This window comes from Rhizobium sp. SAFR-030 (genome assembly GCF_059415005.1).
The window spans coordinates 66,185-78,465 of sequence record NZ_JBPFDO010000002.1 but is presented as its reverse complement, the minus strand read 5'-3'; the positions used below and the strand labels follow the sequence as shown (position 1 = coordinate 78,465).

10 protein-coding genes and 2 pseudogenes are annotated in these 12,281 nt (G+C 60.1%); 3 read left to right on the top strand and 9 right to left on the bottom strand.

Features of this window, described 5'->3' with window-relative positions:
* Positions 1–25: 25 nt before the first annotated feature.
* A pseudogene (locus tag ACR65N_RS06135) lies at positions 26–172 on the bottom strand (sugar nucleotide-binding protein); the annotation flags it as partial.
* Positions 172–1,267 (bottom strand): annotated as a pseudogene (locus tag ACR65N_RS06130) (IS110 family RNA-guided transposase). The pseudogenes ACR65N_RS06135 and ACR65N_RS06130, both read right to left, overlap by 1 nt.
* A 508-nt stretch (positions 1,268–1,775) precedes the next feature.
* On the opposite strand from ACR65N_RS06130, the gene ACR65N_RS06125 reads away from it, so the two are divergent.
* Positions 1,776–2,036: a hypothetical protein gene (locus ACR65N_RS06125; protein WP_440456199.1), complete on the top strand. Its 261-nt coding sequence runs from the start codon at positions 1,776–1,778 to the stop codon at positions 2,034–2,036.
* A gap of 946 nt (positions 2,037–2,982) precedes the next feature.
* The gene (locus tag ACR65N_RS06120) at positions 2,983–3,309 is read left to right on the top strand and encodes an NAD(P)-binding domain-containing protein (RefSeq protein ID WP_440456198.1); all 327 of its coding nucleotides are present in this window, start codon (positions 2,983–2,985) and stop codon (positions 3,307–3,309) included.
* A 904-nt stretch (positions 3,310–4,213) separates the two neighbouring features.
* Here the strand turns inward: ACR65N_RS06120 and ACR65N_RS06115 are convergent.
* The 7 genes from ACR65N_RS06115 to ACR65N_RS06085 form a co-directional block, all read right to left on the bottom strand.
* A complete protein-coding gene (locus ACR65N_RS06115; protein WP_440456197.1) occupies positions 4,214–4,666 on the bottom strand; it encodes a hypothetical protein in 453 nt (150 codons plus the stop codon).
* A 327-nt stretch (positions 4,667–4,993) separates the two neighbouring features.
* A complete protein-coding gene (locus ACR65N_RS06110) occupies positions 4,994–5,647 on the bottom strand; it encodes a VOC family protein (RefSeq protein ID WP_440456196.1) in 654 nt (217 codons plus the stop codon).
* A gap of 28 nt (positions 5,648–5,675) precedes the next feature.
* Entirely contained in the window at positions 5,676–7,292 is a 1,617-nt protein-coding gene (locus tag ACR65N_RS06105) for an FAD-dependent oxidoreductase (RefSeq protein ID WP_440456195.1), read from the bottom strand.
* 46 nt (positions 7,293–7,338) lie between these two features.
* Positions 7,339–8,127: an ABC transporter permease gene (locus ACR65N_RS06100; RefSeq protein ID WP_440456194.1), complete on the bottom strand. Its 789-nt coding sequence runs from the start codon at positions 8,125–8,127 to the stop codon at positions 7,339–7,341.
* Positions 8,124–8,933 carry an ABC transporter permease gene (locus ACR65N_RS06095; RefSeq protein ID WP_440456193.1) on the bottom strand — a complete coding sequence of 270 codons (810 nt, stop codon included), beginning with the start codon at positions 8,931–8,933 and terminating at the stop codon, positions 8,124–8,126. Before ACR65N_RS06095 ends, ACR65N_RS06100 begins: the two co-directional genes overlap by 4 nt.
* Positions 8,934–8,979: 46 nt before the next feature.
* Positions 8,980–10,080 (bottom strand): ABC transporter ATP-binding protein, encoded by a 1,101-nt coding sequence (locus ACR65N_RS06090; protein ID WP_440456192.1) that lies wholly within the window; start codon positions 10,078–10,080, stop codon positions 8,980–8,982.
* Between the two features lie 64 nt (positions 10,081–10,144).
* On the bottom strand, positions 10,145–11,182 hold the full coding sequence (locus ACR65N_RS06085) for an ABC transporter substrate-binding protein (protein WP_440456191.1): 1,038 nt from the start codon (positions 11,180–11,182) through the stop codon (positions 10,145–10,147).
* 214 nt (positions 11,183–11,396) lie between these two features.
* Here ACR65N_RS06085 and ACR65N_RS06080 point away from each other — a divergent pair, with 214 nt between their 5' ends.
* Positions 11,397–12,248, top strand: coding sequence for a helix-turn-helix domain-containing protein (locus ACR65N_RS06080; protein WP_430304923.1), 852 nt, complete (start codon positions 11,397–11,399; stop codon positions 12,246–12,248).
* The last annotated feature ends 33 nt before the right edge of the window (positions 12,249–12,281 follow it).

Here is a 12,281-nt window from a genome sequence, read left to right as displayed (position 1 = left end):
CAGGCTGATCGCCCATGGCGAATTCGCCTGCACGTTTGGAGCGGCCGTAGACGTTCAGCGGCGGCGTGGCATCGGCCACGATATAGGGTTCTCGCTTTTCGCCATCAAAGACGTCGGTTGAGCATTGGCCTAGCAACGGATCTCGCTCGCCTCCATGGCATGCATCCCGCATCATAGGCCGCGCAACGCCTTGGCACCTAAAAGCCTCAGCTCCTTGCCCTTTGCCCGCGCCGCCACATCCGCATCTCTCGCCGACGGGTCGCCGAAATCAAACGTTCCGTCGCTCCACATGGCGCGCATGATCACCGCCAGCTTGCGCGCCACCGCAACCGTCACCTTGCGGTGACTGCCGCCCTTGGCCAGCATCTCACCCCATTGCTTCACCTTGTCCTTGCCGCGCAAGCGCGTCATCAGCGCCTACGCCGGCTCGTAGAGCGCGCGCCGCACGTAGGATCTCCGGCTTTTGATATTCGCGCCTGCACATCGATCGACGTGCCGGACTGCCATCGCCGCGACGTCAGCCCGAAGTAGGCTGCCACATCGCGCGAACGGCGGAACCTCGCCGGGTCTTCCACCGCCGTCATTAAAGTGCCGCCATCGGCCCGACACCAGGGATCGCCATAAGCGCCGGCAAAGCCGATAGCGGGCACACGAACTGCACGACAAGCTGGTGTAGCCGCTTGTACTGCGTCCACAACGCCGCGCGCGCCGACAGCATGGCATCCATCAGATTGCGCGTCAGCTCATCCTGCCCCACCGCCTCTCTCACTGCCGTTTCGAAACCGGTCCTACCTGTGCCTTTCAGGCGAATGCCGAATGCCTTCAGAGAATGGCGGATGGCGTTCTCGAGATCGAGAAACTTGCGCTTGAGGTTACGCCGGTGCGTTAGAAGCAATCGCAGCCGGTAGCATTCCCGTGTGTTCACATGGGCACGCCGGAACCAGCCGTTGCGCATCATATGCGCAATGCCCAGCGCATCCTTCTGGTCCGTCTTGTTGCGCTGCGCCGCAATCGCCGCGCGCACATGCCGCGTTTACAGACAGACAGCCGGAATGCCAAGTCTGACAAACTCCGGACGCAGCCGCGGCGACAGCGAGCCGGCCTCGTGGCCGACACGCCGCAGACGGGAAAGGAACGGCAACAGAGACGCAGGCAACGCCTGCGGCTCTGTTGCCACCTTTACCTCCAGATGCACCTTGCTGTCATCGTCAACGACGCAAATCGCCATCTCCACCGTCGCAATGTCTAGTCCGCCAAAATACTCCATCATCCGCCGCCTGCGTGGTGCGAGGCGGCAATAATATCAGCGTCAGGCGCCTCAGTCGGCGCCGCGGACGCGACCTGCCGATTACGGGCGGCAGTCAGTCATATTCAGGCGTTGTAAATCGTGCCTGGCGATCCGGAAGTTCTTCACCGTTGCAGCTGGACGCCTGGCAGTCGTTCTTCCCGTGGATGACATACCCCTCGTCAGGCGCTTTGCTTCGATTCTTTCAGCAGATCACCTCCGACGCCGTTGGCACGACGATTTCCGCATGCTGTTATGTTCACTCTCACAGGGCATTGTGGCGGGCACTTGCCTGGAACGGGCAAAATTTGATCGAATACCGGAAGTCGTTTCATAATGAAGCGGAGCAATACGGCCTTTACATCCGCTAGCAGCAACTGCGCCGTCAGCCGAGTTCGGCGCGTGGAGCACGGGCAGCGCATATTGAATGGCAATTTGCAAGCTCTGACCTATACTACTGCGAGGACGTTCAGTATATCGGAAAGCAATCATGAGCCAAACTATAACAGTCGACGGACCAGTTTTCATAATGCCGGTCCTGAAAAAGGTTGTGCGGACGGACGATCGACAAGACGACGTGATGGCGCCTGGCGCGGCGGGCGTGTCGCACGATGGATACGTAGTCTTTTCATGGAACATGGCGTCGCAGGCCTGGGAGCAGGAAAGGGCCTTCGAGGGGAGCGAAGCTGATCTCGCCAATGCCTTCGCCGATGCGCGCCGGCACGCACTGCTTAAAATCTGGGATGAGTGACGCGCGCCGGCGACTAGCGGCCTGCCGGCTCACGATGCGCCGCAAGCACCTCCTCGATCGGGGGCTCCAGTCTTCTTCCGAACTTCCGGGATTTTATGGCTGCGGCGACCGACGCGACTCGCAGCGTCTCTTCGGGCGGCTTCTTCCGAGCAACAACAAGGGCAAAAGCTCCATGAGGGATATAGCCGGCAACCAGCGTATCGGCGGCGCGAATTGTATCGCGGGAACATGATGCACGTCTTTCCCGCCTAGCTCGATCCAGAAGGATCCTGAATCTCCGACGGTTACGCAGACGAGCGCGCCGGGACATCTTCACCCGATAAGCAGCGTTGCCGGTTCCGCGTCTTCGACGCCCGTCGCCGTCGGGCCCGCCGCAAGCTCGAAAAAGATGATGGCTTGCGACCGAGGCAAGCTCGTCGAAGCTGGCTGCGCTACGTCTGAATTGAGTATCGCCGAGATGCAGATGCGACCTGCCACGGGCACAACCTGCGCCGCCATGGGGCCTCGCACCGCGTCGAAAGCTGCGAGGCTGGCATCCGAGAACGGTTTGAGGAACTCGCGCAGGGGCCTCGTAGACTAAGATGATCAGGCGCTCGCCCGCATCGGCTACGAGAATGGTTCCCGCGGCAGAACGCGCTCCCTCCACGATCGAGGGGCCGCTCATGTCCACCCCATCGGCGTCGAGATCTTTCAGTATCCGTGTCGCCGCGTCGTCGCACTCGACGCGTACTACAGGCTCGGCCCCGAGCAGAGCGTCGAGCACGGCCGCGCCGATGCAGAGCACGTTGAAATTCATCGCTTCACCATATCTCGTAATGTCAGTCACCGCCCACGCAACCCGATGCAGATTATATATTCGTGTCTGTAATACCCAGGCCTGATATCGCGTCATTGTGGCTTGGCCCAAACCGCAATATGCTGTGCTCATTTTCCCGGGTCTTCTGCAATGGAGAAACTTCTAAAGCCACTTTCCTTCCAGCACCTGGAGGGCGTCTCTTGTTGCGGCGCCCACACGAACTGCTGCTTCGGATCATGGCACGTCGTTAAGGTTGTCAATTCGCGAGGGCCAGAAACGATCTCCACCAACGTGCTTACCTCAGGAGGTCAAGCGGCCACTGCTGAGGCGGCCGTTAAGGACGCAGACGCCATTATCCTATCGATCCCGCCGAACCGCATGCCGGACGCCGTACCTTGCTCGCTGACGTTCCAGAGGTACGCTGATCGGCGAGACATTTGTCGTTGGCTACAACCTGTTCTTCCGACCGGTTCCTGACATCGTCGTACCTCCTTCCCTGAGGTCAGCCTGAGGGAGCGTCTCTCCGACAGGTTCACCTGGACCTGCGTATCCTTCGGCGAGCTTGACACGACGATGCCGCTGAGCGCATGGGGAGCAAGGCGTAAGTTTCCCTTGGCTCCCACGGGTCGGCAAGGCTTGGCCGCAGCCGATCAGGGCAATGCAAGCAAAGCTCTCCTTGTATCCATTGGAAGGTGCAGCATCATGAGCAAAGAAAAGGCTCTGAGCGCGTCGGAAGGAGGAAGAACGCAAAAAAAATTTTGCGCGCAAGGGACTCGCTCGCGCCAAAATCCATGTATTCTCACGCTGGTGCCCTCTGTTTCCGCCGCTTGATCTGCGGTCTAATGCGCAACGGATCAACAAGGCACGATGGACTACGCTGGAAGTCGCTGACATGCCGCGATTTCGCATTCAAATTCGCCGGTTTCCGGCCCAGTCTTTGCCCGGGCGGAATGGTCCGCACATGGGCAAGGATCGTGTTGTGGCAAAGCGGAAAGGAACAGCGGCAACAGCATCCGGGTAGTTCTCGCACCCGCCGACGCATGCCGGCCTAGACCCGTCAAAGCCCGATCCTCGCCTCCTTGAACTTGTTCGCTTGCTGGCACGACAGGTTGCCCGTAAATTCGTCGAAGCCGAACAGGAGCGCGCCACCCGCGAACGCCTCCTCGGATAGAAAGGCCAACGCTCTTTACGCCCGCCATTCCTCCGGATGACCAGCGTGATACCTCGATCGAGGACCAGCTTCGCTCTTGCCGCACACGGGCTAAGCGCTAAGGCTGGACACATCGTCGACAGCTATACGGATCGCGCCATCTCGCGCGCCTCTCTGATCCAGCCCGATGTTCAGGAACGGTTCGCCGACGGTCGAAGCGGCACTTTGACGTCATCCTGACGGAATCCCTCGATCGCCTTCCGCGACCAGGAAGACATTCGCGAACTTGACACGCTTCTCGACCTTATTCTGAAAGGTGGCGCTGCCGACCGGATGAACACGAAGATGGTGCCCCTCGCAGCCAGCAAAAAAGAGCTGGTCGGTTTCCTCGATGGCGCGGAAGAACCGCCTCCCCTGCTCCATCCCAATCCGACAAAATATTATAACGAGGAAATCGCTGCTCTCCACGACCAGCTCGGCAACGAGGAGACGCGGGCACAGGCGGCGGACAAGCTTCGCACGCTGATCAACCGGTTCAATCTCATACCGGATGGTGCGGAGTTGGTGATCGTACTGCGCGCCGACATCGCCGCGATGCTCACGTTCGCATCTCGCCGCCGCTGCCCAGAACGACCTGCTGGCGCGGATTGCTTCCGGCGAGATCGATACGGAGCAGAAACGCAAAAAGCTCCGCAGCGATTATGCCGAGGAGCTTTTGCGGAAGTCTCCCGAATGGGAGAATTTGCAAGTGCCGTTGGTTGCGGGGGCCTGATGGAGCGGAGACTTGTAAATTCAGCTGGTCCTGAAGGAATACGAACTACCGGCCCGCTCCCGCGGCAGCTGAAGCGGTCGAACCGTGTGGCCATGCGGGCGATAGGAAGCGGCGAGAAGTAATACGAGGGCGCCAAGCAGCAGCAGGTGATGGTTTGCCACCGGATATGTCCGATGCCCAAGTAACCGCCTGTCAGCGCAGACGTCGCATACGGGCATAGCAGGGCCGCCACACTCCAACTACCGTAGAGCCTTTGGCGCTCTCGTCGAGCGTCGTGCCGCTGGCAGCGTAAACCGTCCGAACCGTCCCTCGATGACCGCGGTCAAGGAGGCAACCGGATGTTCTACCACGCCAACCGGCACGTCCAATTCTTCATAGAGTCGCTTCAGGTCTGTCGCTCGGGGATGCGACACGATGAGGCTTATCAGTCGGCATCCGCCTGGAGCTTCAGACGACGGATGCCCATCGGTCCGCCACGTCTTGATGATCGGCATTCCCAGGTCGAGGTCGTGACCAGCAACGGTCAGCGTGTACCACTCAAGCAATCGACCTCCCGAAGTTGTCCGGCTTCCAGGTTTGACAGAGGTCTCGAAACCGTGGCGCGCAAGAACCCCTCTCGCGGGCGCAAGATCAGGCGTCTGGACGGCAAAACGCCAGAGCATCGGCGACGCTAGATTTGCAAGGAACGCGCCGTAATTGGCGGCAAGCTCCTGTAGGGGATCCGGACCATCGATGGCGAGGTAGGCTTCGTTCTCCAGACTGGCAAGGGCATTGCGGCTGCCGATCGTGAGGTGGCGGCCGCCTGAGCCGGCCATAACCCCACTCAGCCGCTCGAACTCGGCTGCAGCATCTTCCAGCGAGTTCGAGGCCCACACAAGATGATCCAGCTTCATATACTTCTCCTGAGGTGTAGGCGGGACATCACCGGTTGTTCGACAGCAGGGCATTGGCGCCAATGAAGCCCCAGGTCATGTAGGCACCGAGTGTGGTACCCACTTGGCTCGGCGTGCGCATGCCCGTCGGATTGGCCATGACGTTTCCGGCGCAATAAAGCCCGGATATCAGTGTTCCGTCGGCGCGCATTGCCTGACCTGAGGCATTGGTGCGGATGCCCCCCTTGGTCCCAAGAATTGATGGGCGCATTTCAAATGCGACGAAGGGAGCAGTTTGGATTGGCGCCATCGCTCCGATCGAAGCCGCGAGGCGCATTTCATAGTCAGAGGCCGTGCCGCGATGGAAGTCATCGTCGACACCGGTCGCTGCGAGATCGTTGAAGCGAGCCACGGTCTGTTTGAGCTGCGTTGCCGGCAGTCCTGTCTTCGTTGCCAACTCATCCAGACTGGAGGCGGTGATCAACCAGCCAGGCTTGTTGTTCATGTACCACTTGATCAGCCAGGCACGCTTGACCATCGGCCAGTGGGTGATCAGCCAGGCTGGTCGGCGCAACCGGCTGCCGCGCTCGGTATCGCGCACGGTCCAATCGGCGATGTTGAACTCGTATTCGCTCGTGAACCTCCTGCCTTCAGCGTCGACGAAGATCGCGTCTGGTTCCGCATGGATCCGCAGAGGCAGACCGTGCAGCATCTTCTCGTAGTAGACAGGCGGCTGCAGCATGATGTTCGCCTGGTTCATGTGTGCGGTGGCCGCACCGATCCTCATCGCCATTTTCAGTCCATCGCCGGTATTGGTGCTGGGGCTGGAAAGGAATTCAGCGTTGCCGGGAAAATGCGTATCAAGCAGCTCGCTGTCCCATTCGAAACCGCCGGTCGCCAGCACGACTCCCTTGCGGGCCTTGTAGGTGATTGGCTGCCCCGCCACTTCAGCGACCACGCCGACGACTGATCCGTTGCCGTCGGTGAGCAGCTCGGCAACTCGGGCATTCAGCTCGATCCCGCAGCCCTTGGCCAAGCATCCGCGCAGCAAGCCGATGACCAGCGAATTGCCCTTGCTGCGGGTCCTCGTCAGCCAGCGACGGACGACGGTGCCGGAATAGCGGAGGTAAGCGCGAATCGGATGGCGGGTCATGTTGGCAATGACCGACTCATTGTAGGTCAGATCCTGCGGGATGGTCGACCGACGGATGTGCTTGAAATAGGCACCGAGCTCCCGCCCGCTGACCTCCGTCGGCGCGAGCAGGCGACCTCTCTCTTTTGCACCGGGCAGCGCCATATGGGGATCAGGGACATCGGCGATCTCGAACCGGGCGGCGGAGTTCTCGAGGATGAAGTCCAGCATCCGCGGACCGTTTGCGACTTGCGCTTCCCAGAGTGGCTCCTCGCTTGCCGCCCAGCCATCAGGCGCTGTCGCACGAATGTAATCCAGTGCTTCGGTTTCGCTATCCTGCAGTCCCGCTTCGAGCATCAGCCGGTTTGCCGGGATCCAGGTCATACCGCCTGACATCGCGCTCGTGCCGCCAATCTTTCCGGTTTTCTCGAGGATCGTCACCGATGCTCCAAGGGCAGCGCATCTCAGTGCCGAGACGAGCGCAGCCGCGCCGCTGCCCACGACGATCACGTCTCTTTCAATAGCTTCAGACATAGTCATTTCCGATAATGAGCCGGCCGCACGGGCCGTAGCTGTTCATTCAGCGTTTGAGGAAGCGGTCCAGGCGCGCCAGGCGGGCGGAAATCACCAGGACGATCATGGTGAGGAGGATAACGCCGGAGGCGATGGCGGTGAGCGTCGGGTCCATGGGCATCCACTCAAGCGACGAGTAGATATAGACCGGAAGCGTCACGGAGGTGCTGGAGGAAAGGAAAAGCGATACTTCAAGCGCCCCGAACGAGATCATGAAGGCGAAACCCCAGCTGCTGAGCAGGCTCCAGGCCGTCAGCGGCAGCGTAATTTTCAGCAGAACCTGAAGGGGCTTTGCCCCGAGACTGCGCGCGGCGGGCTCAAGTTGCGGATTGAGCCCGTTCAGGCCGACCGTTACCATCGAGATCGCGAACGGCATGGCGCTGACGACATGCCCGACGAACAACGCCGGCATGCCGCGCAGGTGCAGGCGCGAATAGGTGACCAGCAGCGCGAGGCCGAGGAACACCGCCGGCAGCATCGCCGGCGCCAGCGCCAGCCGTTTCAAGAAGCGGTAGAAGCGCGTGTCGCGCTGACGGGCTGCATTGGCGATCAGGAAGGCGATCAGCGTGGCGGTCGTGGCTGATGCAGCCGCCAGGCCAAGGCTGAAACCTAGCGCATCCATCGCTCGGCGCTGCCCAAGCGCGTTTAGGTACCATTTCAGCGTGAAGCCCTGAGGCGGGAAGACGACATAGCTCGTCTGCGTCAGAGCGCCGAGCGTAATCGAGAGGATAGGCGCTACAATGAAGATGCAGATGGCGGTCACGAAGGTTGCAAGAACCAAGCGGGATCTGGTCATGTTCTGGCCTTTCGGAAGCCCGTCACAAGCTTGCCCATCACAACAACCGCGAGGACAATGACAGCTGTCAGAAGCAGCAGGATGACAGCCAGCGTTGCCGCGACCGGCCAGTTGAACAGGCTGATCGCCTGCTGGTAGACGAGGGTAGAGATGAACTTGTAGCGCGGTCCGCCGAGAACACCGGGGATCGCGTAAGCACTCATGCTTAGGCAGAAGACCAAAAGCGCGCCGGCCCTGACGCCGGGCAGGCATAGAGGCAACGTAATGCGCAGGAACACCGATGCCGGCCTCGCGCCCAGACTGCGTGCCGCGGGCGCCAGAGAAGGATTGATCGACTGCAGGGAGCCGGCAATCGAAATCACCATGAAGACCAAAAAGATATGCACGAGGCCGACAACGATGGCTGGCTCATTGTTCATCAGTGGCATAGCGACACGCAGAACGCCGAGGCCAACCAGCAGCGTGTTGATCACGCCCTCCTTGCCGAGCAGGATCAGCCAGCCATAAGACATCACTGTCACAGAGGTGACCAGCGGCATCAGCAGGATAATGAAGACCACCAGTTGCCACCAGCCCCGCGCCGTTACGAGGTAATGGCTGACCGGAAAACCGAGCACGACGCAGGCAAGTGTGGTGATCAGGCTCAGGCGGAGCGTCCGCCAGCTGACTTCCCAGAAAAACGTGTCAGTCAGCGCGTCTCGGTAGTTGGCGAGTGACAGGGCCCAGACAACGCCTTCTGTCGGGCTGTGCTCGGACAGGCTCATGGCAAACAGGTAGACCACCGGAAGACCGAAGAAGAGCAGCATGAACAGGGCAGCGACCGGGGCGAATATGCCCGAAGATTGTACGGATCTAATCATCGGCGTCGCCGATCAGGATCGAGGCCTGCAGCGGCCAAGTGACGAGGACGCGGCTTCCTGCTTGTATGACAGGATCGAGTTCATCGGAGAAAACCTGGACAACATGGTTGCGCACCCGCACGCGGACCTCAATCCTCGGCCCGAGGAATGTGACGTGCTCGACAATACCCTCAAAGCAGTTCGGTTGATCGCCGCCAGCTAAGGGGAGCTGCTCGGTGGATGCTCCGCTTGCGGAGCTTAGCCTGATCCGCTCAGGTCGCACCAGTAGATGATGGACACTGGTGGCGGCTTCGACCGGCAGAGCCCTTACCTCGCCAAGTCCTTCTACGATGGCTCTCGCGACGCGGCCCTCAGAGCTAACGCTTCTGACAGGCAGCAGGTTGGAGTCACCGAGGAACTCGCCGACAAAGCGGGAGTTCGGCGCGTTGTATAGTGTCTGCGGCGTGCCGATCTGCCGAATCCGGCCGCCGTGCATGACTACGATGCGGTCACCAATCGACATGGCCTCTTCCTGATCGTGGGTGACCATCAACGTGGCGATCTCAAGACCTTCGAGCAGTTCAAGCAACTCATTCCGCATCGTCAGTCGCAGCCGCGCATCCAGATTGGAGAAGGGCTCATCCAGAAGAAGCAGGCGCGGCCGGATGACGACAGCCCTGGCAAAGGCGACGCGCTGTTGCTCGCCGCCGGAAAGCTGGGAAGGTAGCCGCGAAGCCTTTTGCTCTAGGCGGACGACTTTCAACGCCTCGTTCACCCGGCTTTCCAACTCATCTCGCGGTGTCTTGCGCATCTTCAGGCCGAAAGCGACGTTGTCAAAGACGTTCATGTGCGGGAACAGCGCATAGTTCTGGAACATGATCCCGATGTTGCGCTCTTCCGGCGGCAGGGTAATGATGTCGCTCCCACCGATGAGAATCCGCCCCATGCTTGGCTTGATGAAGCCTGCGATGGCCTGCAGGGTGGTGGTCTTTCCGCAGCCGGACGGGCCGAGCAGGCACAGTCGCTCCCCGGCTGCAATCGTGAAAGAGACCTCCTGTATGGCAGTGGTTTCGCCATACAGATGCGTCAGGTGGTCAACCTCAAAATAACTCATCTGGAAATCCGCAACGTGGGAAGCTTCGGGGGCGGCACCGACAGGCGCCGCCGGCGAGAACGGTTCAGCGTTCGATTTCCTGGTTCCAGCGGCGTGTCCATTCGGGCCGCATCTTATTGAGGACCGACCAGTCCAGCGCGACCAATGACTTGGCTGCGTCCTTGTAGATGACGCCCTTCGCTTCCGCCTCTGTCAGTTCGACCTTGGTGTTGACGGGACCGAGCTTAGAATTGATTGCGAACTGCTTCTGTACGTCTGAGCTGACGAGGTAGTCGATCAGTTTTGCGCCCATTTCGGTGTTCGGCCCACCCTTGACGAGGCTGAGCATCGGCATGACGACGGGAGCTCCTTCCTTCGGAGCGACGAATTCGAGCGGAAAACCGGAAGCCTTCACGAAGCGGTTCATCTCCGAGTTTGTCCAAACGGAAATCCAGGCTTCACCCTGCTGGAAGTAGGGCGTCATGTCGGTGCCCTTGACGAAGCTACCGATATTGGCGGCGACTTCTTTCATCTTGGCAAAGCCAGGCTCGATGTTGTCAACGCCCCCGCCGTTGGCACGCGCCAGCATGGCGAGCGCGAAGAGACCTGGCGTATTGTCGATCGTACCCATCACCACGTGGCCTTTGAAGCGGGGGTCGGCGAGGTCGTTCCATGACGTCGGCGGCGCTATCCCGGCATCGGCAAGCGCCTTGGGATTGTAGACGAGACCCATTGCGAGCAGGCCGTAGCCCACGCCACTGGCATCCTTTCCGATCGCGGCAGGAACGATGTCGGGCGTCTCGACAAGCCGCGCCGGCGTCAGCGGCTCAAGCAGCCCGAGGTCTCGTGCAATCGACTGCGGGCCGTCGTCCATGCAAGCGACGTCCAGCTCGGGCGATCCCTTTTGTGCCTGCAGCTGGGAAACGAAATAGGTCGAACCGCCTGGCACGTACTGGACCTTGACCCCGTATTTCTTTTCAAAAGGCGGCAAGATGGTTTTCTGGAAATTCTCCTGAGAAGCCCCGCCCCAGCAGGCAAAGACGACCTCTTCGGCCTGCGCGACTACCGGCGCAAGGATGGTCACTGCTGCAGCGAACGCCGCTGTCATCATCGATCGGCTCATGTCTGGTCTCCGTTCCCCGGATGCGACTTCGTCGCTTGTTGGCCTGATGCTGTACGATGCCTAGATCGGTGCTATGCGCTGCGATGCGCTGTTCCTTCCTGTTCATCGACACGACTATCGTTGCACTTTCCCGGACCTTAATCATCATATAGCTTTTGCGCTGGTTGACGCTGGTTGACGCTGTGAGATGAGACTTGCGATTGTGGGGATCGGAATGCCTGGGAAAAATGCCCTCGGAGAACAGCAGCGGGCAGACTACCGCGCCAACCTCCAGTTCTGCTGCGACCATTACCGGTCCGTGTCCGATCTCTGCCGCAAGCTCGGGCTCAACCGGCAGCAATTCAACCGCTACCTTTCAGGTGAAGCCCTTCCGTCCCGCTACAACCACAAGAAGATGAGCGACTTCTTTGGGCTAGAGGATGACGAGCTGTTCATGAAGCACAGTCGCTTCATGGCGTCTTTCGGCAGAAAGAAATCCGACTCTGTATTCCCTGAAGATCTCACGAATTTTTCTTACGTTATGCGTAACATGGCAGGCGCCAGTGCCAGGCTGCTCGAAGAGTATCGGGGCTTTTATTATCGCTACTTTGTCAGCTTCAACGGCGATGGTCAGATCAAGCGCGAGCTCGTGCACTGGCGGCTCAGAGAAGGCGTGATGGTGTCGACAACCAAGCAGAAATTCTTCGATGAAAGGGCAGACCGAAATCCGTCGCGGCAGTACGTGACCTATCGCGGCATTGTCGGCAGCGTCGGGGACAGGATCTTCACGATCGGCGCGGACCGGTTCGACGGCCGGGACGTCGGCATGTCGATGCTCAACCCGAGCGTCCACAAGCTCCACCGGCTGGAAGGCATCATGATGGGTATCGCCCCGACAGTGTCCCGGCGCATCACTGCAGGCAGAGTTGTGCTCGAGTTTCTAGGGCGCCGGATCGATTGCCGCGCCGCGCTGCGAGAGGTCGGAGCCTTCCCGTCAGACGACCCCTCGATTCCAGATGTTATTCGCGCGAGTATTCAGAATGAGATTTCGCAGGACGAACATTTGCTGCTCGGCAGGTACCTTTAACCAAGAGAGTTTTCAGAGCTCGGCGTTGATGCC

Coding starts and splice junctions, on each gene's coding strand:
- ACR65N_RS06090 (WP_440456192.1), bottom strand. CDS start 10,080: ATGAGTTATTTTGAGGTTGACCACCTGACGCATCTGTATGGCGAAACC.
- ACR65N_RS06125 (WP_440456199.1), top strand. CDS start 1,776: ATGAGCCAAACTATAACAGTCGACGGACCAGTTTTCATAATGCCGGTC.
- ACR65N_RS06105 (WP_440456195.1), bottom strand. CDS start 7,292: ATGTCTGAAGCTATTGAAAGAGACGTGATCGTCGTGGGCAGCGGCGCG.
- ACR65N_RS06110 (WP_440456196.1), bottom strand. CDS start 5,647: ATGAAGCTGGATCATCTTGTGTGGGCCTCGAACTCGCTGGAAGATGCT.
- ACR65N_RS06100 (WP_440456194.1), bottom strand. CDS start 8,127: ATGACCAGATCCCGCTTGGTTCTTGCAACCTTCGTGACCGCCATCTGC.
- ACR65N_RS06080 (WP_430304923.1), top strand. CDS start 11,397: ATGCCTGGGAAAAATGCCCTCGGAGAACAGCAGCGGGCAGACTACCGC.
- ACR65N_RS06085 (WP_440456191.1), bottom strand. CDS start 11,182: ATGAGCCGATCGATGATGACAGCGGCGTTCGCTGCAGCAGTGACCATC.
- ACR65N_RS06120 (WP_440456198.1), top strand. CDS start 2,983: ATGGAGAAACTTCTAAAGCCACTTTCCTTCCAGCACCTGGAGGGCGTC.
- ACR65N_RS06095 (WP_440456193.1), bottom strand. CDS start 8,933: ATGCTGCTCTTCTTCGGTCTTCCGGTGGTCTACCTGTTTGCCATGAGC.